Origin of the sequence: Stenotrophomonas sp., assembly GCF_032099025.1 — a bacterium.
In the GTDB taxonomy this organism is placed as follows: Bacteria; Pseudomonadota; Gammaproteobacteria; order Xanthomonadales; family Xanthomonadaceae; genus Stenotrophomonas.
Genome location: NZ_DAMCID010000010.1, coordinates 106,314 through 131,767 on the forward strand (window position 1 = coordinate 106,314; position 25,454 = coordinate 131,767).

The 25,454-nt window shown below is 68.1% G+C and carries 21 protein-coding genes; 13 read left to right on the forward strand and 8 right to left on the reverse strand.

The window, feature by feature from the left end; genetic code table 11:
- Window positions 1–106: 106 nt before the first annotated feature.
- From RT456_RS09275 to RT456_RS09285, 3 genes are all read right to left on the reverse strand, one after another.
- On the reverse strand, window positions 107–1,462 hold the full coding sequence (locus RT456_RS09275) for a Gfo/Idh/MocA family oxidoreductase (protein ID WP_313345500.1): 1,356 nt from the start codon (window positions 1,460–1,462) through the stop codon (window positions 107–109).
- A gap of 53 nt (window positions 1,463–1,515) precedes the next feature.
- Window positions 1,516–4,509 (reverse strand): TonB-dependent receptor, encoded by a 2,994-nt coding sequence (locus RT456_RS09280; protein WP_313345503.1) that lies wholly within the window; start codon window positions 4,507–4,509, stop codon window positions 1,516–1,518.
- Window positions 4,510–4,648: 139 nt separating this feature from the next.
- Window positions 4,649–8,005: a TIM-barrel domain-containing protein gene (locus tag RT456_RS09285; RefSeq protein ID WP_313345506.1), complete on the reverse strand. Its 3,357-nt coding sequence runs from the start codon at window positions 8,003–8,005 to the stop codon at window positions 4,649–4,651.
- Between the two features lie 322 nt (window positions 8,006–8,327).
- Between RT456_RS09285 and RT456_RS09290 the strand changes: the two genes are divergently transcribed.
- Genes RT456_RS09290 through RT456_RS09315 form a run of 6 tightly spaced genes read left to right on the forward strand, consistent with a single transcriptional unit; the run spans window position 8,328 to window position 15,571 of the window.
- Entirely contained in the window at window positions 8,328–9,485 is a 1,158-nt protein-coding gene (locus RT456_RS09290) for an SIS domain-containing protein (RefSeq protein WP_313345508.1), read from the forward strand.
- Entirely contained in the window at window positions 9,478–10,425 is a 948-nt protein-coding gene (locus RT456_RS09295) for an ROK family protein (protein WP_313345511.1), read from the forward strand. The genes RT456_RS09290 and RT456_RS09295 overlap by 8 nt, the downstream gene beginning before the upstream one ends.
- 37 nt (window positions 10,426–10,462) lie before the next feature.
- Complete coding sequence (locus RT456_RS09300; RefSeq protein ID WP_313345514.1) at window positions 10,463–11,791, forward strand: D-tagatose-bisphosphate aldolase, class II, non-catalytic subunit; 1,329 nt, start codon at window positions 10,463–10,465, stop codon at window positions 11,789–11,791.
- Between the two features lie 33 nt (window positions 11,792–11,824).
- Window positions 11,825–12,601, forward strand: a complete 777-nt coding sequence (locus RT456_RS09305; protein WP_313345517.1) for a DeoR family transcriptional regulator — start codon at window positions 11,825–11,827, stop codon at window positions 12,599–12,601.
- Window positions 12,598–13,713, forward strand: coding sequence for an N-acetylglucosamine-6-phosphate deacetylase (gene nagA, locus RT456_RS09310; RefSeq protein WP_313345520.1), 1,116 nt, complete (start codon window positions 12,598–12,600; stop codon window positions 13,711–13,713). The genes RT456_RS09305 and nagA overlap by 4 nt, the downstream gene beginning before the upstream one ends.
- Before the next feature lie 49 nt (window positions 13,714–13,762).
- The gene (locus RT456_RS09315) at window positions 13,763–15,571 is read left to right on the forward strand and encodes an MFS transporter (RefSeq protein ID WP_313345523.1); all 1,809 of its coding nucleotides are present in this window, start codon (window positions 13,763–13,765) and stop codon (window positions 15,569–15,571) included.
- An 18-nt stretch (window positions 15,572–15,589) separates the two neighbouring features.
- Here the strand turns inward: RT456_RS09315 and RT456_RS09320 are convergent, their stop codons facing one another.
- Window positions 15,590–16,033 (reverse strand): hypothetical protein, encoded by a 444-nt coding sequence (locus RT456_RS09320; protein WP_313345524.1) that lies wholly within the window; start codon window positions 16,031–16,033, stop codon window positions 15,590–15,592.
- A gap of 108 nt (window positions 16,034–16,141) precedes the next feature.
- On the opposite strand from RT456_RS09320, the gene RT456_RS09325 reads away from it, so the two are divergent.
- Complete coding sequence (locus tag RT456_RS09325) at window positions 16,142–16,420, forward strand: hypothetical protein (RefSeq protein WP_313345525.1); 279 nt, start codon at window positions 16,142–16,144, stop codon at window positions 16,418–16,420.
- On the opposite strand, the gene RT456_RS09330 is transcribed toward RT456_RS09325, so the two are convergent.
- Complete coding sequence (locus tag RT456_RS09330) at window positions 16,381–16,944, reverse strand: HdeD family acid-resistance protein (RefSeq protein ID WP_313345527.1); 564 nt, start codon at window positions 16,942–16,944, stop codon at window positions 16,381–16,383. The genes RT456_RS09325 and RT456_RS09330 overlap by 40 nt on opposite strands.
- Window positions 16,945–17,013: 69 nt before the next feature.
- Window positions 17,014–17,709 (reverse strand): ComF family protein, encoded by a 696-nt coding sequence (locus RT456_RS09335; protein ID WP_313345530.1) that lies wholly within the window; start codon window positions 17,707–17,709, stop codon window positions 17,014–17,016.
- Between the two features lie 510 nt (window positions 17,710–18,219).
- On the opposite strand from RT456_RS09335, the gene bioB reads away from it, so the two are divergent.
- The 5 genes from bioB to bioC all read left to right on the forward strand — a co-directional run bounded on the left by bioB (window position 18,220) and on the right by bioC (window position 23,152).
- On the forward strand, window positions 18,220–19,269 hold the full coding sequence (gene bioB / locus RT456_RS09340) for a biotin synthase BioB (protein WP_313345532.1): 1,050 nt from the start codon (window positions 18,220–18,222) through the stop codon (window positions 19,267–19,269).
- A gap of 79 nt (window positions 19,270–19,348) precedes the next feature.
- Entirely contained in the window at window positions 19,349–20,560 is a 1,212-nt protein-coding gene (bioF, locus tag RT456_RS09345; protein ID WP_313345534.1) for an 8-amino-7-oxononanoate synthase, read from the forward strand.
- Between the two features lie 22 nt (window positions 20,561–20,582).
- Window positions 20,583–21,344 (forward strand): pimeloyl-ACP methyl ester esterase BioH, encoded by a 762-nt coding sequence (bioH, locus tag RT456_RS09350; protein WP_313345536.1) that lies wholly within the window; start codon window positions 20,583–20,585, stop codon window positions 21,342–21,344.
- A gap of 59 nt (window positions 21,345–21,403) precedes the next feature.
- Entirely contained in the window at window positions 21,404–22,186 is a 783-nt protein-coding gene (locus tag RT456_RS09355; protein WP_313345539.1) for an SDR family oxidoreductase, read from the forward strand.
- Between the two features lie 81 nt (window positions 22,187–22,267).
- Complete coding sequence (gene bioC, locus RT456_RS09360; protein WP_313345542.1) at window positions 22,268–23,152, forward strand: malonyl-ACP O-methyltransferase BioC; 885 nt, start codon at window positions 22,268–22,270, stop codon at window positions 23,150–23,152.
- A 36-nt stretch (window positions 23,153–23,188) separates the two neighbouring features.
- Here the strand turns inward: bioC and RT456_RS09365 are convergent, their stop codons facing one another.
- A complete protein-coding gene (locus RT456_RS09365) occupies window positions 23,189–23,812 on the reverse strand; it encodes a YdcF family protein (protein WP_313345626.1) in 624 nt (207 codons plus the stop codon).
- Window positions 23,797–24,756, reverse strand: a complete 960-nt coding sequence (locus RT456_RS09370; RefSeq protein ID WP_313345545.1) for a pyridoxal-phosphate dependent enzyme — start codon at window positions 24,754–24,756, stop codon at window positions 23,797–23,799. The genes RT456_RS09365 and RT456_RS09370 overlap by 16 nt, the downstream gene beginning before the upstream one ends.
- Before the next feature lie 146 nt (window positions 24,757–24,902).
- On the opposite strand from RT456_RS09370, the gene RT456_RS09375 reads away from it, so the two are divergent.
- Window positions 24,903–25,448, forward strand: a complete 546-nt coding sequence (locus tag RT456_RS09375; RefSeq protein WP_313345548.1) for a hypothetical protein — start codon at window positions 24,903–24,905, stop codon at window positions 25,446–25,448.
- Window positions 25,449–25,454 lie beyond the last annotated feature (6 nt).

Sequence of the window (25,454 nt, forward strand, 5' to 3'; positions counted from 1 at the left end):
GTCAAACTCGACATTCTGTCCGGAACGCAAACCGTGGGCCAACTCCCCGACATGTAGCTTGGCCACCCCGGGACTACAGCGGCTGCACCGGGGTGGGGGATGCTGATCAATACGTCCCGTCGAACGCAAAGATCGGCTTGCGCTGCTTCCATAGCCCGGCGGTGAAATCCGGGAACTCCAGGGTCTGGAAGCGGTTGGCGATGGACTGCTCCGACAACGGAGTGATCGCGCTCCAGGTGATGGCATCGTAGATGTCGATCGGCATCGGCGCCTTGGCCTTGAGCGCTTCGACGAACGCGTGGATCACGAACCAGTCCATGCCGCCATGGCCCGCGCTGGCGGCGGTGTCGGCGTGCTGCTTCCACAGCGGGTGCTCGTACTGGTCCTGGTAGGACTGGAACGGTTCCCATTTGTGCGGCGGGCTGCGCCCTTCGATGTGGATGGACTGGTTCACATCCATCCACAACCCCTTCGTGCCCTGTACGCGGAAGCCCATCGAGTACGGGCGCGGCAGCGAGGTGTCGTGCTGCAGCAGGATGGTTTCGCCGTTCTCGCACGCCAGCGTGGTGGTGACGATGTCGCCGAGCTTGAAGTTGACCTGGGTGCTGGGATGGGTGGTGCCCCCGCTCTTGGCCACGGTGTACTCGTGCAGGCCGCGCGCCTTGCTGGCGAACGCATTGATATGGGTGAAGCGGTTGCCGCGGTTGATGCCGGTGTACATCGCGCACGGCCCGATGCCGTGGCTGGGGTACAGCTCGCCGTTGCGGTCCACCGAATGCTGGGTGCGCCAGCGCGCCTCGGACCAGGCCTTGGGGCCGAACTCCACGCCGCTGTCGTACGGCTGCGACGGATCGCCGGAGTTGAACTTCACCCCGCGCAGGTCATGCTGGTAGCCGGCCTGCAAGTGCACCAGTTCGCCGAACAGGCCCTTGCGCACCATCTGCAGCGCGGCCATGACGTCGCGGCGGTAGCAGACATTCTCCAGCAGCATGTACGGCGTGCCGGTGTCGAGCTGGGTCTTGAGCACGTCCCAGTGGTCCTGCAGGGTGATGCCGGCGACCACTTCGCAGCCCACCGGGATCTTCGCCTGCATCGCCGCGATGGCCATCGGCGCGTGGTACTCCCACGGCGTGGCGATGATCACCCCGTCCAGGCCGCGCTGCTCGAGCAGACGCTTCCACGCGTTGCGGTCGCCGTCCTGCCCGTAGGCAGTGGGTGCCTTCTTGCCGGCCTTGGACACCATGTCCAGCCCGCGCTTGAGCATGATCGGCTCGATGTCGCACAGCGCGATGACCTCGACATCGTCGCGGCGGACCAGTTCCTTCAGCAGCACCTGGCCTCGCATGCCGGTGCCGATCAGGCCCAGCCGCAGGGTGCGCCCGCGCGCCCAGGCGGGGGTTTCCGGCAGCAGGCTGGTGGCGGCCAGGGCCGCACCGGCGGCAATGAATTCCCTACGCTTCATGAAACGTTACCTCCTCAAGAGCCGCGCCGGCTCGCACCGGCGCGGTGAAAGCATCAGAACTTGTAGCCGACCTGCAGACTGTAGCTGCGGCCGAAGATGCTGGCATAGTCACTGGAGTCACCCAGGAAACTGTTCGGGTCGTAGAACGGCAGGCGGTTGAACAGGTTCTTGACCGTGAAGCCCAGGCTCCAGTGGTCGTCCGGGCGCCAGCCCACGCTGAGATTGGCGGTCCACCACGACGGTACGCCGTCGCACTGGGCCGGATTGACCGGCAGGTAGCCGGCCGTGCAGGTGTCCGGATTGTTGTCTTCGGCGTCGATCTGGTCCCACGCCCACTTGGTGGTGCCCACATAGTTGATGAAGAAGCTGGTGGTGACCTGCTTGTAGGACCAGTCAGCGTTCAAGGTCGCCCGCAGACGCGGGTTGCCGTAGTAGCCGATGGTGTTGCCGTAGTACCAGCGGGTTTCATCGTCGGTGTAGGTTTCCTTGCGCCGCGCGATGGTGGCGGCCATGCCGATGTTCAGTGCGCCCCAATCGCCCAATGAGAAGCGACTGCGCGCATCGATGTCGAAGCCGTCCACCAGCGTGCGGCCCTGGTTCTTGTACTGGCCCACCACGCTGGCCACGTTGCCCACGCTATAGCCGGGCAAGGTGGACGGACAGCTCACGCCGCTGACCGGGTCCGCACACATCGCTGCCAGTGCGGCCTGGTTGGCGCGGTCGGACTCGGTGATCGGAGACCGCGTCATCGACAGGATATCTTCGTCCTTGCTGTAGTCCGGCGCGGCGATTTCATTGCGACGGTAGATGAACCAGTAGTCCGCCGACACCGACAGCCAAGTGGCCGGCTCGAACACGAAGCCCAGCGTGGCGATCTTCGCCTTCTCCGGCTTGAGGTCCTGGTTGGGCTGGGTCATGCGCGCCACGGTGCGGCTGCAATCGCTGTTGAGCAGGGAATTGCCCAGGTCCACATCGCCACTGCGGCCGGACTGCCGCAGCAGGTTGGCGATCGCATTGGTTTCGGCGCAGCGGATTTCATCGCGATAGCCACCGAGCTGGGCGAACACGCCGCCGGTGCCGGCCTCGGCGAGGCTGGGGGCGCGGAAGCCTTCGGAGTAGGTACCGCGTAGCAGCAGTTGCGGCAGCACCTGGTACTTCAGGCCGATCTTCGGGGCCAGGTTGGCGCTGAAGTTGGGATACTTGTCCACGCGCAGGGCGGCATCCAGCTCCAGCTTATCGCTGAGCGGGGCTACCGCTTCGGCGAACAGTGCGTAGGTGTTGCGCTTGCCATCGAACCAAGAGCCGCCCTGCTGGGTGATCAGGCCGTTGGCCGCATCCGGATTGCCAGGCGTGTAGAAGGTTTCGCGCGTGGCGTTGAAGCCAAAGGCGGCGCGCACGTCACCGGCGGGCAGGCTGAACAACGGGCCTTCGACTTTTCCGTCGAGGGTATGCAGGCGCGTCCACGACTGGATGTCGAAGGTTGGGAAGGCTTCGCGGATCAGCGCGGCATTGGCTTCACTGATCTCACCGAACTTGTAGGCAGGGTGGTCGGAAATGATCACGCGCCCGGTGCCTGGATCGACGCTGTACGGGCCGAAGGCGCGCTCGAAGCCTTCGAGGTTCACGTTGGTCGTCTGGTAGGTCACCGAGTGGGTACCCGCAGTTGCGAAGGCGGTTTCCCAGTTCCAGTCATCGCCCAACGTGCCACGCAGGCCGGCGAGCACGCGGTAGCTCTGGTCGGTATTGCGCTGGCCGAAGTGATTGGCACCCACGTCCTGCAGCAGGTACTGCAGGCCGACCACGCCACCCATCAGTGCCTTCAGCTCCGGGCTGGCGAGGTTGTACTCGTTGTTCGGCCCCAGGTACGGGTACAGGAACTGGTTTACCGTGGTGCCGGTGTTGCGCGAGAACCAGCTGGTTGGATTGCTCGTGGTAGTGCCGTAAGCACGCGGCGTACCACCGTTGGCGGTCAGGTCGATATCGGTATAGGTGGCCTCGGCAAAGGCCTCGGTGGTTTCACCGATCAGGAAGTGCGCGTTGACGTAGGCGGTATTGCGCTCGGTCTTGGCGCCCGCGTCGATCTCGTTGTTCATCCACGTCTGCCAGATGCATCTCGGACCGGCGGCTTCGGTGGTGAGCACGTTGTTGCAGCCCGGTGCGGCTTCCTGCACTTTCGCGCCGGTAACCGGATCGAAGGCAAAGTAGCTGCCGGGGTTGAACACGCCCGGCTCGCTGCCGGTGCCCAGACGCAGATTCGGGATGTAGTTTGGATTGTTGACGTAGTACTGGCTGGGCCGCTTGTCGTAGAAGTCGCTGATCGGAATCGCGTTGCGGCGGTACAGGTTCACCGAGGCGTAGACGTTGTAGCGGTCCTCATCCAAGTCGCCGAAGCCGGCGGTGATGCTGCCCTGCTGTTCGCCATAGGAGTCAATGCGCGAGGACCTGTCGGCAGTGACGTTGATCTCCGCACCCTGGTATGAGCGCTTGGTGATCACGTTGATCACGCCCGCCACCGCGTCGGTGCCGTACACCGCCGAGGCACCGTCGGTCAGCACTTCCATGCGTTCGATGGCGGCGGCCGGAATGGCGTCGATGTTGACGAACTGGGTCTGGAAACCGGCCGGCGCACCGTAGTACGACAGACGACGCCCATTGAGCAGCACCAGCGTGCCCTGTGCACCCAGGCCACGCAGGTTGGCCTGCGAGGCACCGTCGGAGCCGGTGAACAGCGAGCGCGAGTCCTGCTGGCCCGGGCGGGCGGCAGGCAGGTTGTCGAGCACCTGCAGCAGCGTGCGCGCGCCCATGTTCTCGATGTCCTGCTTGCTGATGATCTGCACCGGCGAGGAGGTTTCCACATCGCTGCGGCGGATGTTGGAACCGGTGACCTGCACGCGCGACAGTTCGGTGGCGTTGGCCTTGGGCGTGCCTTCGGCGGCGGTGTCGTCGTTCTGGGCAAACGCGGGACCGGTCACGGCCAGGGCGAGGCCCAGCGCGACGGACAAGGGTGTAGCGGGGATGCGGCGATGGCGATGGCGTTCGGTCAACATCTTTGGCTCCTTGTACATTCCGCAGCGTGGGGCTGCCTTGGGTGGGTTTTTTCGGGCAACAGTCCCCCACACCACGGCCGGCAGGCCGTAGTCGGGAAACGGTGGAGAATCCTTTTCCGGGATGCGCTGGTGCGGTGGGTTACGGCGACACGATGCTGGCGGTATCGCCCTCCTGTCCGATCAGTGCGGCGTTGGCCCAGTTGCCGCAAACCTGCGCGGGGTGTTCGCCCTGCGCACCGAGCGTGCGCAGGCTCAGGGTGTGCAGGCCGCGGATATCGAGTTCGGGCTTGACCACACCCGGTGCCTTCACCAGGCCGCTGTCATACAGCAGGTGGCCATCGCCCCAGACCTGGAACTGCATGCCACCCGCGCTGCGGCAGGCGTCGTCGATGCCCAGGTCGGCGCGCAGCAGGCGCCACTGGCCGTTGAGCTGCAGGTCGATGCGGCTGGCCGGACCCACGCCCAGTCCACGACGGAACAGCAGGCCGTTCATGCGCATGGGCTGCTCGCCCTGGAAGGCGTGATCGGCCCGTACCTGCATGCTGGCGGCGTTCGGCAACGCAAGTTCGGACAGGTAGCGCTGCTGCGCCGGTCGCTCCGGTACCTGGTGTTCGAGGATCTGGAAGGTGGACAGGGTGATCGGACCGACGTCGCGCGGCTGCAGTGCATCCACCGCACGTGCGACGTTGCCCAGCGCGGCGGTCACCATGGGATCGCTGCCCGCGGCGCCGTCTCCTTCCGGGTTCTGCACGCTGAGCACGCGGAAGCGCAGCAGGCGGCCGGCGCGTGCCGGGAAGTCGATCTGCTGCGCGCCCTGTTGCAGGGTCAGGCGACCGCGCTTGATCGGCTCGCCCCACTCGCCATTGCTGTCGCCCAGGTAGATCTCGTAGTCACGGACCTGCCCGCTCTTCCAATGCGGATCGTTGCGCGGTGCCAGTACGATGCCGTCGATGAGGCGGCGTTCGCCGAAGCCGATCACCCATTCGTGCGCGCCGGTGCGCACCGCCTGGTTGCGCACGGTGCGGAACCAGGTGGCCGGGTCGTCGTCGAACGCCTTCTCCAGTTCGTAGCCACGTTCTTCTGCCGGGCGGTTCACCACCAGCAGGCTGTCGGCGGGCAGCGCGCGACCCAGTACCGGGGCGGCGGGGAACACGTCGGCGGCGGCGGCGGCGGCCAGCGCGATGTCAAGCTGGAATGCCAGCGGCTGGCGGATGTCGGTGGGCGCGGTGCGCACATGCACGGTGCCGCGTCGTTCGTTGGCATCGAAGTACCAGCCTTCCGGCGCGGCCTGCCACGCGGCGGCATCGGCCAGCAGCGGCAGCGCGCGGCCATCCAGGCTGACTGCCACCGGCTTCTGCCGGCTCAGCACGCGCAGCGCATAGCGGCGCTGTGCCAGCTGGCCCTGGTACTGCCCGCGCACTCCCTCGATGCGCACCTGCACCGGGCCACTGCCCTGTGCCGGCGCCTGCACGCTGATCTGCTGCTGGCTGGATTCGCCCTTCTCGTAGCGGCGCGTGCTGCCGTCATCTTCGTACAGCGTGTACTGCGAGCTGCCCTGCGGATACAGATCGAAGGTCACCTCATCGAGCGGCTTCTGGCCGTCGTACAGCATCTCCGGATACATCGGAATGATGGCACCGGCACGCACGAACAGCGGAATCGTGGCCAGATCCACCGCACGGTCCAGCTGGCGCCCGTCGGCACCGGCCTGCAGGACGCGGCCATCCCAGTAATCGAACCAGCGCCCCTGCGGCAGATGGATGTCACGGCGCCAGCCGCGGCTCGCGGCCTGGCTGCGGTACACCGGCGCCACCAGCAGGTCGCGGCCGAGCAGGAACTGGTACTTGTAGGTTTCGGTCCACGCGCTGGGGTCCTGCGGGTAGTCCCACATCAGCGCGCGCAGGATCGGCGCGCCGGTGGTCGCGGCCTCGTGCGCCAGCCCGTACATGTACGGGGTCATGCGCATCTTCAACTTGAGGTAGTCGCGGTTGACGCTGCGGTAGGGTTCGTCGAACCACCACGGGTGCTTGCGTGCGCTGCCCGACCAGCCGGACATGCCCATCAGCACCGGGGTGAAGCTCTTCCACTGCAGGTCGCGGGTGAAGGTTTCCGCGCTGCCGCCGAAGATCGCATCCACGTCGCCACTGGCGTAGGCCATGCCGGACAGGCCCGAGCCGACCAGGGTGGGAATGTGCCAGCGGATGTAATCCCAGCTGCTGCTCTGGTCGCCGGTCCAGGCCACCGCATAACGCTGGATGCCCGCCCAGCCCATCACCGTCCACAGGAACGGGCGCGAGTCGGAATGGTGCAGGATGCCGTTGAAGGCGGACTGGTTGGCATCCATCGCGAACTGGTAGCCCTTGCCCGTCCAGGCCACGTCCAGTTTCTGCACGCGGCTGCCGGCGGTGCCCACTTCCCAGGCGATCTTGTCCACCCCGCTCTCGGTCCACAGCCCGGTTTTGAAGCCGTAGCCGGCCAGGCCCGTCACTGTTTCCGGCAGGGCTTTGTAGCCGCAGCCGTAGCCGTCGTTGGGCAGGATCCAGCCACCGGGCATGTCGTGGTCGCGGTACTGCTTCGCCACGCTGTTCACCACGTCCGGCGTGGTGCCGGTGGGGCCATCGCTCCAGCCTTCGGGCACGCTGCCGGGTTTCTTGATGTTGTCGCCGTCGTTGTAGCAGTCGGCATCACCGTACGAGAACGCCCAGCGCGGCAGCAGCGCGGCGCGCCCGGTCAATGCGGTGTAGCGGTCCAGCAGGGCGGGCAGGCCGGCGCCGACGAAGTAATAGGCGTCGAAGCGGTCTTCGCGGTGCAGCAGCGTGGCCTGGTCGGCCTGGCGCAGGTCATAGCTGCCATCGCTCCAGGTGTTGCGCAGCATGCCCCAGCCACGCGAGCTGAGCAGCATCGGTGCAGGGTTGGGGCGGTCGCCCTCTTCCCAGCCGCCGGAGTAGGACACCTCCAGCTCACGCCCCTTGAAGGCGAAGCGTCCGTTCTGCTGGCCACCGCCGACGAACTGCTCATCGGCCGTGCTGCTCAGCACCTGCACGCTCTGCGCGGTATCCAGGTCCAGCGGCTGCAGTTCGCGCCACAGGGCGGTGTCGCCATCGGCGTCGCGGCGATCCAATGCCAGCCGCAGCGGCTGGCGCTGGATGTGCAGCACCAGGGCACCGGTACGGATGCGCAGCTCAGCGGCATCTTCGTCCAGCTGGAAGGGCACTGCGGCGGGGGGTTGCGGCAGCACGATCGGGGCCGCCTTGTCGCCCGCCGGCAGCAGCGCGCCGGCACGCCCCGCCTGCACGCGCAGCAGGTCTTCGCGCAGCAGGTCCACACGCACGGTCATGCCGTTGTCGGTCGCCAGCGTCCACGCGGTTCCGGTGCCGTCGGGCAGCGCGCGGATGGACTGCAGGTTTCCCAGCGGCTCGGCCTGGACCGGCCTGGCCAGCAACAGCGGCGCCAGCAGCGAAAGGCAGAGTACGGTGCGTCGACAGCGGGTAACCACGTTGCCCCCAAAGCCCGCGTTCGGCGGGTGTCCGAAACCATTGCGGCGGACTATGGGGCAGTGTCTCGAAAGATGTCAACAAATTGAAAAGAAAAAAGAATAATAAATCGCGTTAAACGAAAGATGATGCAAAGCACCACTTTCTTTCTGCACGCTGAACGCGCCAAAATTCCCTTGCGCTGCGTGAAGATAGGCAAGCTCAATAGCGCAGGGCGCGACATTTCGATTGAAAACTGTGATCGAGCAAACTTATTTTAATCTTTCGATAATTGACATTTCGAAAGAAAACATTGAAGGTGCGGTCGCCCAACAGGAATTGCGAATGGACGTCACTCTGCTCCCCGACTTGACCGCCTGGCAGCGCCTTGGCGGCGCGCACACCGCTGAAGAAATCGCACAGCAACCCGCGCTGTGGTCGGCGCTGGCCGATGTGCTGGACGCGGCCCATGCGCGCATCGACGGGTTCCTGGCCGACGCGCTGCGCCAGCCGGGGCAGCGGGTGATCTTCACCGGCGCCGGCAGCTCCGGATTCATTGCCGAGATGGTGGCCGACCAGATCAACGCGCAGTGGCCTGCCGAGGTCCGCGCGCTCCACACCACCAGCCTGCTGACCCATCCCGAGCTGTACCTGCAGCGCGACCGGCCGACCCTGCTGGTGTCGTTCGGCCGCAGCGGCTCCAGCCCGGAAAGCGTGGCGGCCGTAGAGCTTGTGCGCGCGCAGGTGGATGACACGCGCTTCCTGGACATCACCTGCAATGCCGACGGCGCCCTGGCCCAGCGTGGCCACGGCCGCAGCGACACGCTGTCGCTGCTGATGCCGCCCGCGAGCTGTGACCGTGCCTTCGCCATGACCAGCAGCCTGAGCTGCATGCTGCTGGCCGCACTCAGCGTGTTCGACAGCGCGCCGTGGCCGCAGCGCATCGCACGCCTGCGCGCGCTGGCCGTGGGCGGCGAACAGGCCCTGCGCGAGTGGGATGCGCCGGTGGCGGCGCTGGCGCAGGCCAACGTCGCGCGGGTGATCTACCTGGGCAGTGGCCCGCTGGAAGCGGCGGCCCGCGAAGCCGCGCTGAAAGTGCTGGAGCTCACCGCCGGGCGCGTGCTGGCGCTGGCCAACACGCCGCTGGGTTTCCGCCACGGCCCCAAGTCCACGCTCAATGCCGACACCCTGGTGGTGATGTTGCGCAGTGCGCAGCCGCTGGCCCGGCGCTATGAGCAGGATCTGCTGGACGAGCTTCGCCGCGACGGCATTGCCGGGCGCGTCATTTCGGTCGGCCCGTCCGACCCGGATGCCGCCACGGGCGACTTCGTGCTGGATGCTCCGGCCCTGCCGGATGCGTGGCTGGCACCGCTGTGGCTGGTGATGGCGCAGTGCTACGCGCTGCAGCGTTCGGCCGCACTGCGCCTGACCCCGGACAACCCCTTCCCCGACGGCACGGTCAACCGTGTGGTGCAGGGTGTGACGATTCACGCCCATGGCTGAGCATCGCGCCCCCCTGCAGACCTGGTACGGCATCGACATTGGCGGCACCAAGGTTGAACTGGTGGCGTGCGACGCGGCATTGCAGGTGCACCACCGGCAGCGCGTGGCCACGCCTACCGACGACTACCCGGCGTTCGTGCAGGCGATCGGCCAGTTGGTGGATGCCGCCGACGCTGCATTGGGAACGCGTGCGCATGCGGTGGGCATCGGCCTGCCGGGCGTACGTGACCGCGAGAGTGGCCGCCAGCTCAGCGCCAACGTGCCCGCGCTGAGCGGGCGCACGGTCGGCCACGACCTGCAGACGCGGCTGCAACGCCCGCTGGCGCTGGGCAACGACCTGCACTGCTTCGCCTTGTCCGAAGCCCACGGCGGGGCCGCCGCCGGCTACCCGAGCATGTTCGGAGTGATTCTGGGCACCGGTGCCGGCGGCGGTTACTGCCTGGACGGCCAGCTGGTGGCTGGCAACAACGGCATCGCCGGCGAGTGGGGGCACTGGAGCCTGCCCGCTACCCTGCAGCTGCGCCATGACCTGCCGCTGCTGGAGTGCGGTTGCGGCCTGCGCGGTTGCCTGGAGCGCTATGTCTCCGGCAGCGGCCTGGCGATGATCCACGAACGCGGGGGCGGCCCCGCGCTGGATGCTTCCGCCGTCGTCGCACGGGCAAACGAGGGCGATGCAATCGCGCAGCAGGCGCTGGCGATCCATCGCGACCTGCTGGGCTACAGCTTCGCCGGTGTGATCCTCGCCCTGGACCCGCACGTGATCGTGCTGGGCGGCGGCCTCTCCAAGCTGGAGCAGCTGTACCGCGACCTGCCCGCCGCGATCGCGCCGTATCTGTTCAACGGTGCCCGGGTGCCGCCGATCCTGCCGCCGGCCTTCGGCGATGCCGGCGGCGCACGCGGCGCCGCGCTGCTGGCGCGCCAGCACCACCCCGCGTCCTGACGTCACTCTTTCCTTTCGCTGTTGCTGGAGCGCTGCCATGTCTGCCGTCCAATCGTTGATCGCCGCCCACCGCCAGGGCCAGCCCGTTGGCCTGTACAGCGTGTGCTGCAGCAACGAACAGGTGCTGCTGGCCGCCATGCAGGTCGCGCGGCGGTATGACACCGTGCTGCTGATCGAAGCCACCTCCAACCAGGTGGACCAGTTCGGCGGCTACACCGGCATGACCCCGCCGCAGTACCGCGACTACGTGCTGGACCTGGCGCGCAGCCAGGACTTCCCGGCAGATCGCCTCGTTCTGGGCGGCGACCACCTGGGTCCGAATGCATGGCAGAAGGGACCGGCCGAGATCGCAATGACCAACGCGCGCGACCTGATCGCCGCCTACGTGGCTGCCGGCTTCCACAAGATTCATCTCGATTGCAGCGTGTCCTGCGCCGACGACCCCACCCCGCTGCCGGACGCCACGGTGGCCGCGCGCTCGGCCGAGCTGGCGCGCATTGCCGAACGCACCGCCGCCGAGCACGGGTTGCCTCCGCCGGTGTACGTGATCGGCACCGAAGTGCCGGTGCCGGGCGGTGAGGCGTCGCTGGATGTCGGCCTGGCGGTGACCACGCCGACGGCGGCAGCCACCACGCTCGCGATCCACCGCGAAGCGTTTTCGACGCCGGACCTGCTGCCGGCCTGGGAACGGGTGATCGCCATGGTGGTACAGCCGGGCGTGGATTTCGACCACAGCAGCGTGCACCACTACGACCCGGCCGCCGCGCAGGCGCTGTCGGCCTTCGTGCAGACCCAGCCGCGCATCGTGTTCGAAGCGCACTCCACCGACTACCAGACCGAAGCCGGCCTGCACGCGCTGGTGCGCGACCACTTCGCCATCCTCAAGGTGGGCCCGGCGGCCACGTATGCGTTCCGCGAGGCAGTGTTCGCCTTGGCGATGATCGAGCGCGAGCTCCTGCCCGCCAGTGACTGCTCGCAGATCATCGACGTGCTCGACCGCTGCATGCTCGATAAGCCGGGCAGCTGGCGCAGCTACTACCAGGGCGACGCGCATGCGCTGCGCCTGCTGCGTGCCTACTCGCTGAGCGACCGCAGCCGCTATTACTGGGGCGAGCCGCCGGTGCAGGCGGCGCTGGCCCGGCTGGTGGACAACCTCACCCGCCACACGCCGCCGCTGATGCTGCTCAGCCAGTTCATGCCCGAACAGCTCAAGGCGGTGGAGGCCGGCGAGCTGCGCGCGGAGCCGCTCGCGCTCATCCAGCACAAGGTGGCCCTGCGCTTGGCCGAATACGCCCGCGCTTGCGCTCGTAACGCTTTTGGCCGGGATAACGAAACTTTTCCCGCCACGGAGGTTTCGGAACGGTAAGCTTTGGCTTTCCTTCTGAACGGACTCGCCTCCATGCGAAACACACGGCAGCGCCGCCAACAGATCCTGCAGTTGCTGGTGGAACACGGCAACGCACAGGTCAGCGACCTGGTGGAACGCTTCGGCGTTTCGGCCGTCACCATCCGGGCCGACCTGACCCACATCGAGTCGCAGGGCCTGGCCACGCGCACCCACGGTGGCGCGACGCTGGTGCGCAAGCCGCCGCTGGAGCAGGACATCCATGAAAAGGACACGCTGAACCTGCCGCTGAAGGACTGCATCGGCGCGCACGCCGCGCGGCTGGTGCGGTCGGGCGACAACATCATCATCGATTCCGGGTCCACCACCATGACCCTGGCGCGTCATCTGCGCGCGCACCGCGACGTCACGGTGATGACCAACGGCTTGAACATTGCCTGGGAACTGGCGAATGCGCCGGGCGTTGAACTGCTGTTGACCGGCGGACTGCTGCGCAAGCAGTCGCTGTCGCTGCAGGGCAGCCAGGCCGAGGCAAGCCTCAACACGTACAGCTTCGACACCCTGTTCCTGGGCGTGGACGGCCTGGACCTGCAGTTCGGGCTGACCACCCATCACGAGGCCGAAGCCAGCCTCAACCACCGCATGGTCGAGCGCGCGCGGCGCGTGGTGGTACTGACCGACGCCTCCAAGTTCGGCCACGTCAGCCTGCACCGCATCGCCCGCCTCGAGCAGGTCCATACCATCATCACCGACGCCAGCATCGACCCCGAATACCTGGAAGGGCTGCAGAAGCTGGGCATCGAAGTGATCATCGCCGAGTCGCCGCCTTGACCCCAACCCCGTTCCTGCATGGCCGCATCCTCACCCCTGGCGGTTGGGTCCGTGGCGACATCACGTTCGACCAGCGCATCGTCTCGATCAGCCGCACACCTGCCGATCCGCACGATGACAATGACGTTCCACTGATCCTGCCGGGCTTCATCGACCTGCATGTGCATGGCGGCGCCGGGGTGGACATCATGCAGGGCGGGGACACCGCCACGACCGTGGCGCGCGCGCATGCGCGGCATGGCACCACGGCGATGCTGGGCACCACCATGACCGCGCACGACGACGACATCGTGCGCGCGCTGCGTGGGCTGTCGCCGGCCATCGCACAGCGCACGCCGGGTACGGCGCGCGTGCTTGGTGTGCACCTGGAAGGGCCCTTCATCAGCGCTGAGCGCCTGGGCGCGCAACCGCCGCTGGTGGTGGAAGCGACGCTGGAGGATGTGCGCCGCCTGCACGCCATCGCCCCCATCAAGGTGCTGACCCTGGCGCCGGAGATCGGCCAGCACCTGGCCCTCATTCCTGCCCTGAGCGCACTCGGCATCCGCGTGCAGCTCGGCCACAGCGCCGGCACCTACGAGGAGGGTTTGGCCGCACTGGAGGCCGGCGCCGCCGGCTTCACCCACCTGTTCAACGGCATGACCGGCGTGGACCACTACCACCCCGGCATTGCCACGGCCGCGCTGGCCCACGCGCAGTACGCCGAGCTCATTCCCGACCTGCAGCATGTGCACCCCGGCGCGATCCGCACCGCGCTGCGCGCCATTCCGCGCCTGTACTGCGTGACCGACGCCACGGCCGCCACCGGCATGCCCGACGGCGAGTACGCGCTGGGTTCGCAGCGCGTGCACAAATGCCTGGGCTGTGTGCGCCTGGACAGCGGCTCGCTGGCCGGCAGCGCGCTGACCATGGACCAGGCGCTGCGCAATCTGGTTGCGCTGGGAGTGGCGCTGGATGACGCCTCTGACCGGGTTTCACGCTTCCCTGCCGATTATCTCGGCCTCGAGGATCGAGGCCGCCTGCAACCAGGCGCGTGGGCCGACCTGGTGGTGCTCGACCGCGACCTGCGTGTGCAGCAGGTGGTGGTGGAAGGCGAACGCATCGCGCTTGACTGAGTGATTCCGCGCCGCGTGTGGCGCGTTCCAACGTAGACAGGACCGCACCATGAACGACGTTTCCGCCGTTATGCCCGTGCCCGCTTCCGCCCCCGCGCCGCGCTGGCCGGTGCGCTATCTGTTGTTCATCGGCGGCATGGGCGGCCTGCTCTACGGCATCGACATCGGCATCATCGCCGGTGCGCTGCCCTATCTGGAAGCCACGGCCACCGCCAGCTGGCACCTCACCACCCAGCAACTGGGGTTCGTGGTGGCGGCGGTGCTTCTCGGCAGCGTGCTGTCCTCGCTGTTCGCCGGCGCCATCGCCGACCTGATCGGGCGGCGCGGCGCGATGGTGCTGGCGGGGCTGCTGTTCACCGCCAGCATTCCGGTGATGGCACTCTCCGAAGGCTATGGCCCGCTGTTGATGGGCCGCCTGCTGCAGGGCATCAGCGGCGGCCTGATCGGCGTGGTGGTGCCGCTGTACCTGGCCGAGGTACTCAGCCCTGAAAAGCGCGGGCGCGGCGCGGCGATGTTCCAGCTGCTGCTGACCATCGGGCTGGTGCTGGCGGCGGTGATCGGGCTGTATCACGCGCACAGCGTGGACGCGGCCACCGCGGCCGTCGCGCATCTTCCGGGCGAGGAGCAGCAGCGCCTGCTTTACACGGTGAAGGACCACGCGTGGCGCACCATCTTCTGGAGCTGCCTGCTGCCCGGACTGGTATTCACCGCTGGCGCGCTGCTCATCAGCGAGTCGCCGCGCTGGCTGGTGCGGCGCGGTCGCATTGCCAAGGCGCGGGTCGCCCTGCAGCGCACCGTGGCGCCGGCCGACGTGGAGGCCACGCTGGCGCGCATGCAAGCACCCGACGCACCGGCCAGCGATGGCACACCCGCCACGCGCGATCCCCTGCTCAGTCGCCGCTATGTATGGCCGTTCGTGCTGGCCTGCCTGGTGCTGGCGTTTACCCAGGCGACCGGCATCAACTCGGTGCTGGCCTATGCGGTGAACATCCTGCACCAGGCCGGGTTGCCCGGTGCGGTGGCCAACTGGGCCGACGTGTCGATCAAGCTCCTCAACGCGTTGATGACCGTGGTGGCGCTGGTGCTGGTGGACCGCAAAGGACGCAGGTTCCTGCTGATGCTGGGCACCGGCGGCATCACCATCGCCCTGCTCGGCGCGGCGCTGCTGTTCCTGCGCAGCGAGCATGGGCGGCTGGATGTCCAGTCCGCACTGCAGCAGCAGGTGACGGGGCATACGCTGTCGTTGCCGATGGATGCCGCGCAATGGCAGCGCCTGGATACCAACGCCGGCGCGCAGCCGCAGCAGCTAACCGTGTCCTACGCGTACGGCGGTTTCAGCAACGTGCGCTCGCTGCGCAGCGACAACCCGATCGACGCCACGCTGCAGATCCGCCGCGAAGATGCGGTATCGGCCGACAGCGTCATCGGCGCATTCTTCCGCCGCGTGCATCTCAACCCGTTCCCGGATCCCGCCGCAGCCGCACAGGCGCCGCTGGTGATCGAACGCGCCGTGATCGGCCCGGTGCCCTCGCCCACCCACGGCTGGCTGGTGGCCGGCTGCATCCTGCTGTTCGTGGCCTTCTTCGCGGTCGGCCCGGGCGTATGCGTGTGGCTGGCGCTGTCGGAGCTGATGCCCACCCGCATCCGCTCCAACGGCATGAGCATCGCGCTGCTGATCAACCAGTTCGTCTCCACCGTGATCGCCGCGATCTTCCTGCCCACCGTCGGCCACCACGGCTATGCCAGCATGTTCTTCTTCTGGGCAGGCTGCACGCTGCTGTACTTCCTGGTCGCCGCGTTCCTGCTGCCGGAGACCAAGGGCAGGACGCTGGAGGAGATCGAGGCCAAGTTCAGGTGACGTTGACCGGGCGGGCGTTCATGGCTCGCCCGTCATCCGCACGACAAGCGCTTTCGCCTCGTCGGGATCCACTCCCGCTGTCACCATGCTTTTCCCGAACGGTCCGCTGATCACTGCCTGGCTGATCGGCGCACCGTCGACGGTCATCACCACCGCGCGGCCGACCAGCGCGTCGGTGGCCTTCTGGATGCGCGTTTCGGAGGCCTCGGTGAAGGTGTAGTAGATGCTGGCCATTCCATCCTCACCCACTTCCTGGCGCACACTCGCAATCGCCGAGGTAGTGATGATGGGGGGACCCACGAGTTTGACCGGCGTGCCGTTCGGCAGTCGAGCGGTTACCCCCGATGCGTCGCGGGAGACCAGCCGCATCTCGATACGTGCGTCGCTGCGCGGCGGATTGCCGCTGGGAACTTCTGCGGGTTCGGCCGTGCTGTGCTTGTTGCAGGCAGCAAGCAGCAGCATGCCCGCTGCCAGCAGGCTCCGTCGCCATCCTTTGCGCATCGTGGTGCTCTCCGTTTGGTTCAGGCATTGTTATCCTGAAGCATGCCGGAAGGGAACGGGGAATATCCGATGGACAGCTGGGCCAAGGCGGTCATCAAGGCGCTTGCGATTCTGCTGTCCTGCATCTCCGCTTTCGGAATCGGCTTCGTTGCCGTGTTCTTCCTGCTGTGGTGGGTCTTCACCCCATCCGTTGGGTGCGAGGCGCCCTGCGACGGCGGTGGCTACCTGGCCATGGGCTACACGCTGCTGATCGGACCCGTTGTAGGCATCGCATTCTCCTGGGGAGCCCTGCGTGCCCTCAGGAAGATTCAGCGCAACTTCCGCAACCGGAAGGCCACCACGATCTGAAGCACCCCGTAGACCAGGCTGCCGATACCGATCCACAGCGTGGTCACCGCCACCCCGCCCAACGGGTTGGCCACCATCATCGCGCCCAGCACGATCGCCAGCAGCCCGCTGACGATCAGCAGCCATTCGCCTTCGATCTGTTTGCGCACCCGAATGGCGAACACGATGCGGTACACGCCGGCCATGATCAGCCAGATCGCCAGCAGCAGGACCAGCACCTTGGCGGTCACCAGGGGGTTGATCACCGCCAGTGCGCCGAAGCCGATCGAGGCCAGCGCGTACACCAGCGCCCAGCCACGTGGCGTGCCGCTGTTGCCGCTTAACACCGCGAACAGGCTGATCAGGCCCTCGACCAGCGCCATGATCCCGATCGCCCAGGCCAGCCCGGCCGCGGCGGACAGCGGCCGGGTGATGGCGATCAGGCCGAAGCCCACCGCCAGCAGGCCATACAGCAGCACCACCCACCAGCTGCGGCCGACCAGCGACAACAGCGGGGTGCTTCGCAGTTCCGGAGCCTGGCTCATGACGGTGGTCCTGGAAGGAGGGTCAACCGCGATGCTAGGCCCGGGCCCTGTGCACGCCGCGACAAGGGTTCAGGGCGCCCTGGCGCAGACCCACAGCGTGGCCTCGGCGAGGCCGGAGCGCCGCAGCGCGCGGACGGCGGCGTCCAGGGTCGCGCCGGTGGTCATCACGTCGTCTACCAGGGTCAGCCGCGGCGGCGGCGTGGCCTGCACGGCAAAGGCGCCCCGCAGGTTCTGGCGACGGGCATCGGCATCCAGCGTGGACTGCGCCACGGTGGCGCGGCTGCGGCATAGCCCGGACCACAGCGGCAGGCCCAGCTCGCGGGCGAGCGGACGGGCCAGCTCCCGCGCCTGGTCGTAGCCACGCTCACGTAGCCGGCGCCCATGCAGGGGCATAGGCAGCAACGGCACCGCTGCGAAGGGCGGCACCGCCTGCAACATCAGCTGTGACAGCAGCCGCCCGGCGGCCAGATCCTGGTGGAACTTGAAGCGCAGCACCAGCCGGTCGATCGGCGGCGCGTACACGAAGGTGGCTGCCGCCCCGACCTGCCGCGGCGGTTCGCGCAGACAGGCGCCACAGGCAGCGGCCGGCTCACCGGGCGGCAGCGGCAAGGCACACAGCGGGCAGGCGTGGTCGTTCCACGGCAGCTCGGCATGGCAGGCCGCACAGAGGTCCAGGCCGTCGTTGCCGGGATTGGAGCAGACCAGGCAGCGCAGGGGAAGAAATTGATGGCCGAGCCGAAGCAAGGCGTTGCGGAGGCTAACCATTGCCAGACAGCCCGATCCAATTTCACAAGAGACCAGACTGCCGCGCTGTCAGCCCAGCAACTATCAGCGGATGTCTGACGCTTTTGTAGCGCTTGCGGACAGGACGGGTGCCATTGGATCAGGTATCACCGTTTGGTGCGTGGCTGGCGGGTACCTGCGGGGCCCGCATCGATTGGAGGCGGCCTGCGCGTTGACCGTAGCGCATAGCGTTCTTGTTCGGGAACGACCGTGCTTGCACGGCTGTTGTCGCGCGGCTGTCCCTCTCCGCTTGTCGGTTGATGCGGGTCTACTTTTCGTGGAGAGGGGCGCCGTAGGCGGCTAGCCATTAGCTGCGCTCCCACGGTATCGACAGCAGCAAGGCCATCGATATCCCGGCCCAGTCCCAGTGCGGACAAGACGCGTAGAACTGTGGCCAAACCGTAAACTTATTGCAAATCAATTCAGTTGACAGCGGCCCACAACCTCACCAGACTGCCGCCCTTTCGTTGCCCAATCTGTCAGGACACTCCCATGGCCTCTGTTATCCGCCACGACTGGCACCACGAGGAGCTGCTGGCGCTGTTCGACCTGCCCTTCCCCGAGCTGCTGCACCGGGCGACAGAGGTGCACCGGGCGCACTTCGACCCGGCCGAGGTGCAGGTCTCGACCCTGCTCTCGGTCAAGACCGGTGGCTGCCCGGAGGACTGCGCGTACTGCCCGCAGGCCCAGCGCTACGACACCGGGGTAGCCGCCCAGAAGTTGATGGCCACCGAAGACGTGGTCGCCAAGGCCCGCCAGGCCAAGGCGGCCGGCGCCTCCCGGTTCTGCATGGGCGCGGCGTGGCGCTCGCCCAAGGACCGCGATATCCCGAAGGTGGCGGCGATGATCCGCGAGGTGAAGGCGCTGGGGCTGGAAACCTGCGCCACGCTGGGCATGCTCGATGGCGCGCAGGCCGTGGCGCTGCGCGAGGCCGGGCTGGATTACTACAACCACAACCTGGACACTGCGCCGGAGTACTACGACTCCATCATCCACACCCGCCGGTACCAGGACCGGCTGGATACGTTGGAACACGTGCGCGAGGCCGGGCTGAAGACCTGTTGCGGCGGCATCGTCGGCATGGGGGAGACGCGCGCGCACCGCGCCGGGCTGCTGCTGGCGCTGGCCAATCTGCCGGCGCACCCCGATTCGGTGCCGATCAACCGGCTGGTGCAGGTGGCCGGCACGCCGCTGCACGGCAGCGCCGCACTGGACCCGTTCGAGTTCGTGCGCATGATCGCGGTGGCGCGCATCGTGATGCCGCGGGCCATGGTGCGGCTGTCGGCCGGGCGCGAGGCGATGAGCGATGAGCTGCAGGCGCTGTGCTTCCTGGCCGGCGCCAACTCCATCTTTTATGGGGAAACGCTGCTGACCACGGGCAATCCGGACACCGAACGCGACCTGGCCCTGTTCAGCCGGCTCGGGCTGCGCCCGATGGCGGTGCAGGTGGATGCGGTGGAGCACGACCACCCGGGCACCGTGCATGCCGGCATTACCTGCGATGACCAACGGTCATCGCCTACCGGCGGACCAGCGGCCTGAGCCTTCCCCTGGGCGGTGCAGCGCTACGCCCGGCAAGCGAGTACGCTAGCTGCCCTGCCCGCCCATGACATTGACGACCATGGCCCGTCCTGACCTGCACGACCGCATCCAGTCCCAGCGCAAGCTTCGCGACGCGCAGGGCCGCATCCGTGTGAGACGCACCGTGACCCGGCGCGATGGCGTGCGCCTGGAGGTCAACGGCCAGTGGCTCACCGGCTTCTGCAGCAACGACTACCTGGGCCTGTCCCAGCAGTTCGGCGTGGTCAGTGCATTGCAGGACGCCGCCGCGCGCGAAGGTGCCGGTGCCACCGCGTCGCACCTGATCTGCGGCCACCACGCGCTGCATGAGGCGCTTGAGCAGGAAGTGGCCGATTGGCTGGGCTACCCGCGTGCACTGCTGTTCGGCAGCGGGTTTGCCGCCAACCTGGCGGTGCAGCAGGCGCTGCTCAGCGAAGAAGACGATGTGTGCGTGCAGGACCGGCTCAACCACGCCAGCCTGCTCGATGCCACGCGCCTGGCCGGCTGCCGCCTGCGCCGCTACCCGCACCTGGACACCGAAGGCGCGCTGCGCCAGCTCAAGCACGCGCCGGAGGGCGCGGCGATGCTGGTCACCGACGGCGTCTTCAGCATGGATGGCGACATCGCCCCGCTGCGCTCGCTGTCGCTGGTGGCGCGCATGCAGGAAGCACTGCTGTACGTGGACGACGCGCATGGCATCGGCGTGGTCGGTGAACACGGCCGCGGCTGCGTGGCCGATGCCGGCCTGGGCGTGGCCGATGTGCCGCTGCAGCTGGTCACGCTGGGCAAGGCACTGGGTTGCAGTGGTGCCGTGGTGGTTGGCGATGACGCGCTGATCCAGCACCTGGCTGAAACCGCACGTCCTTACATCTACACCACCGCCGTGCCACCGGCACAGGCGGCTGCCGCGCTGGCCGCGGTAAAGCTGGCGCGCCGCGATGACTGGCGCCGCGAGAAACTGGCCGAACTGGTCGGCGTCTTCCGCGCCGGTGCACGCCAGCACGGCCTGGAACTGATGCCGTCGGACACGCCGATCCAGCCGTTGCTGTGCAGTGCCGAGTCGACGGTGATGGCACTGTCGGCGGCGCTGGAAGCGGCCGGTTTCCTGGTCAGTGCGATCCGTCCGCCGACCGTACCGGAAGGCAAGGCGCGCCTGCGCGTGACCCTGTCCGCGCTGCACACCGTGCCGCAGGTACGCGCGCTGACCGACGCCATCGCGCATGCGCGTGACCAGGTGCTGCGCCAGCAGTCGCTGGATGCGCTGAGCGCGTGATGCACGGCGGTTGGCGGTGAGCATGCATATCGAGGTCGTCGGCACCGGTCCCGCGCTGGTACTGATCCACGGCTGGGCGCTGCATGGCGGCGTGTTCGCGCCGCTGGTCGAACGCCTTTCCGCGCAGTTCCAGCTGCACCTGGTCGACCTGCCCGGGCACGGTGCGAGCCGCGATGACCCCACGCCACTGCGCCTGCCCTTCGTGGTCAGTGCCATTGCCGCCGCCACGCCACCGGCCGTGTGGTGCGGGTGGTCGTTGGGCGGCCTGTTCGCACTGCACGCGGCGGCGACGCTGCCCAAGGTGCGCGGGCTGGCGATGATCGCGGCCGCGCCGCGTTTCGTGCGGGGCGACGACTGGCCGCACGCCGTGGAGCCTGCGGTCTTTGAGCAGTTCGGGCAGGACCTGGCCCAGGACTACCGCGGCACGCTGGAACGCTTCCTGGCGCTGGACGCCATGGGCTCCGAACACGCCCGACAGGAACTGCGCACGCTGCGGGCCGCACTGGTGGCGCGCGGTGAACCGGCTCCGCGCGCCCTGCAGGAAGGCCTGCACCTGCTCGAGAACACCGACCTGCGCGGTGCACTGCCCAGTCTGCGCCCCCCCAGCCTGTGGCTGGCCGGCCAGCGCGACCGGCTGGTGTCGGCACGGGCGATGCAGGCGGCGGCCGCACTGACGCCGCAGGCCACCGCCCATGTGGTGGCCCACGGTGGCCATGCGCCCTTCCTGGGCCATACCGACGAGGTGGCCGCGCACCTGCAACACTTCGTTGCCGCACTCGGCTGACCCATCCCGCACGTGCATCACCGATCATGTACGCCTGCCCTCGCTTACGGAACTGACGCATGGATCTTGGAATCGCCGGCCGCTGGGCCCTCGTCTGCGCTGCCAGTAAAGGCCTGGGACTGGGCTGTGCCCGGGCCCTGGTGCGTGAAGGCGTCAACGTGGTGATCGCCGCGCGCGGCGAGGACGCGCTGGTGCGCGCCGGGCTGGACCTGCAGGCATTGCCCGGTGCAGGCAAGGTGGTCACGGTGGTCGCCGATGTCACCACCGACGCCGGCCGCGCCGCCGCGCTGGCGGCCTGCCCGCAGGTGGACATCCTGATCAACAACGCGGGTGGCCCGCCGGCGGGTGATTTCCGCCAGTTCGACCGCGACGACTGGATCGCCGCGCTGGACGCGAACATGCTGGCGCCGATCGCACTCATCCGGGCCACCGTGGACGGCATGATCGAACGCGGCTTCGGTCGCGTGGTCAACATCACCTCGTCGTCGGTGAAGGCGCCCATCGACATCCTGGGGCTGTCCAACGGCGCGCGCTCGGGCCTGACCGGTTTCGTGGCCGGGCTGGCGCGCAGGACCGTGGCCCACAACGTCACCCTCAACAACCTGCTGCCGGGCCAGTTCGATACGGACCGCCTGCGGGGCAACTTCGCGTACATGGCCCAGCAGCAGGGCGTGGATGCGGGCCAGATCGCCGAGCGCAAGCGCACCCACATTCCCGCCGGGCGTTTCGGCACCGCCGACGAGTTCGGCGCGGCCTGCGCGTTCCTGTGCAGCGCACAGGCCGGCTACATCACCGGGCAGAACCTGCTGATCGACGGCGGGGCTTACCCGGGTACGTTCTGAGTACCGGCGCGCGGCCCACGGTCGTGCGCTACCTGCCGGGGGTTGCCCGGAATGATGTCCGTTTTCCGCAGTGAGCCTTCCATGACGTCCAGCTTCGATCCCCATCATGTCCGCCGCGCGTTCTCGCGTGCCGCCAGCAGTTATGACGCCGCCGCCGCCCTGCAGCGCGAAGTGGAAAAGCGCCTGCTGGAATCGCTGGAATACCTGGAAAGCCGGCAGCCGGACGTGGTGCTGGACGTGGGCAGCGGCACCGGGCACGCCAGCGCGGCGATGAAGAAGCGTTGGCCGAAGGCGCAGGTGATCGCGCTGGACCTGGCCGAGCCCATGCTGCGCGAGGCGAAGAAGCAGGCCGGCTGGTGGAAGCCGTTTTCCCGCGTCTGTGGCAACGCGCAGGCCCTGCCGGTGCTGGACCAGAGCGTGGACGTGATCTACAGCAACCTGTGCCTGCAGTGGGTGGAAGACCTGCCGGCGGTGTTTGCCGGGTTCCGTCGCGCGCTGAAGCCCGGTGGGCTGCTGCTGTGTTCCACGTTCGGCCCGGAAACACTGATCGAACTGCGCGATGCGTTTGCCAGCGCCGACACCACCCCGCACGTGAGCCGCTTCCCGCCCATCGCCCAGTTTGGCGACGCGCTGATGATGTCCGGGTTCCGCGACCCGGTGCTGGACCGCGACCTGTTCACGCTGACCTACAGCGACCTGGATGCGTTGATGCGTGAACTACGCGCGATCGGGGCGACGAACGCGCGCCAGGATCGCCGCCACACGCTGACCGGGCGCGGACGCTTCGCCGCGGCGCGGGCCGCCTACGAACCGTTGCGCCGCGAGGATGGCAAGCTGCCCAGCAGCTGGGAAGTGATCTATGCCCACGCATGGGCGCCGGACGCCGGTGCGCCGATCCGGGAACGCGGCCAGGATGTGGCCAGCGTGCCGGTGTCGGCGATACCGATCCGGCGCAAGACCCCGTAAGAAATCGCAGGGACACGCCATGCGTGTCCAGCGGGGTCAGGAACCGTTCGCCGCGGGGAACATGTCGCGGTGGAAGAAATAGATTTCCTGCGCCAGGAACTTCCAGCTGGTGTGGAAGCTGCGGAAGCGTGTGCTCGGCGTTGAAGACGCCAGCGCGTCGATGCCCAGTTCCTGGGCCAGGCGCAGCGCGCGGGCCATGTGCAGCGGGTCGCTGACGATGATCACCCGGTGCAGCGCGTGCTGGTCCATCAGCCGGCGCGCCTCCACCAGGTTCTGGCGGGTGGTGCGCGAGGCGGTTTCGATCAGGATCGCGTCTTCGGGCACGCCCTGCTTGAGCGCGTAACGGCGCGCCACCTGCGATTCGGAGAAGCGCGCGCCCGTACCGCCGTAGCCGCCGGTGAAGATCAGCAGCGGCGCGTAGCCCTGGTTGTACAGATCCAGGCCGTGGCGGATGCGCTCCTCGAACACCGGAGACGGCTTGGCGTCGTACGCGGCGGCGCCCAGCACGATGATGGCGTCGGCCTTCGCGGCCTGGTCGCGCTCGCCGACCCAGACGATCCATGCGGTCACGCACAGCAGCCAAGCGGCCAGCAGGATGCACAGCCGCCACAACCAGCCGATCAGGCCCACACGCGCACGCCGGGTCATGCGCCGGTCCAGGGCAGCGCGTCCAGATCGACGTTGCCGCCAGACAGCACCACGCCCACCCGCTGCCCGGCAAAGCGCGCCGGGTCGGACAGAATGGCCGCCAGCGCGATCGCCGAGGACGGCTCCACCACCTGCTTCAGGACCTGCCAGAGCAGGCGCATGGCGGCGAGGGTGTCCGCATCGTCCACGGTGATCACCTCGGCCGCGCCATGCAGCAGGGTGAAGTTGGGCGCACCGAGCGTGCCGCGCAGGCCGTCGCAGATCGTATCGGGGGTGAAGTCGACACGGCGCTCGCCCGCGGCCAGCGAGCGCGCGGTATCGGCAGCGCCGGCCGGCTCGGCCAGCACCAGCCGCGTGCCCGGCGCGGTTGCCTGCAACGCCAGGCGGGTGCCTGCCGCCAGCCCGCCGCCGCCCACCGGCACCACCACGATGTCGAACGGGCCGTGGCTGTGCAGCAGCTCCAACGCGGCGGTGCCCTGCCCGGCGATCACCTGGCGGTCGGTATAGGGGTGGACCAGGGTCGCGCCGGTTTCAGCTTCGACCCGGGCGCACAGTGCCTCGCGGGCGGCGATGCTGGGCGCGCACCGCCACAGCGTGGCGCCGTGGCGCACGATGTTGGCCAGCTTGGCCGCCACCGCGCCCTCGGGCACCACCACGTGGCAGGCGATGCCCCGCGTGCGGGCCGCCAGGGCCAGGGCGGCGCCGTGGTTGCCGGACGAATGGGTCACCACCCCGCGCGCGGCCACCGCATCGGACAAGGCCCACACCGCATTGCACGCGCCGCGGAACTTGAACGCGCCGCCGCGCTGCAGGTGCTCGCCTTTGAAGGCCAGGTGCGCCCCGCTGAGCGCGTCCAGGGTGCGCGACTGCAGCACCGGGGTCACGCTGGCGTGGGGCGCGATCCGCGCAGCGGCGGCCAACAGGTCATCGGCGCAGGGCAAGGATGAATCGGTCATGACACAAGATTAACGTAAGCCTTCGGTCCGTACCGACTGCCGCGTCCGTGCCACGATGGCAATCATTCATCCGGATCGCCCAGAGTTAAGGGCCGATTCAATGCAGCGGGCTGAAGCTGGGCCCATACCCTTGGGGGGACCCGATCATGAAGATGCGCCTGATGCTTGCCGGTGGCCTGTTGTTGGCCTTGTCCGGCTGCGCCACCTACGACTACGTCGGCGGCGGTGGCGGCAGTGGCTACTACCACGGTGCGCCGTCGGTGGAGTACCGCTACCCGGCGGGCTATCCGTACGGCTATGGCAACGGCTACGGCAGCGGCTACTACGGTGGCGGCGGTTACTACGGCTACGGCGGGTACGGTGGTTACAGCAACTACCCCATCTACCGGCCGTACCCGAACTATCGCCCGCCGCACAACCATCGCCCGCCACCGCGTCCCGGCAGTGGCAACGGAGGCCAGGTGCGCCCGCCGGATCGTCCGCGTCCGCCCAACTACAACGGTGGGTCGCCGTGGCGGAACATGGATTCGGTGGGGTCGCGCCCGCAGCGCCCGGATCGCCCGCAGCAGCAGCGACCGGTGAGTGCTCCGCAGAGCCGGCCGAGCCCGCCGCCGCGTCCTGCGCAGCAGCGGAGCAACGGTTCGCCTTGGCGGAACATGGATAGGGTGAACCAGCGCACACAAGAAAGATAAAGGCGC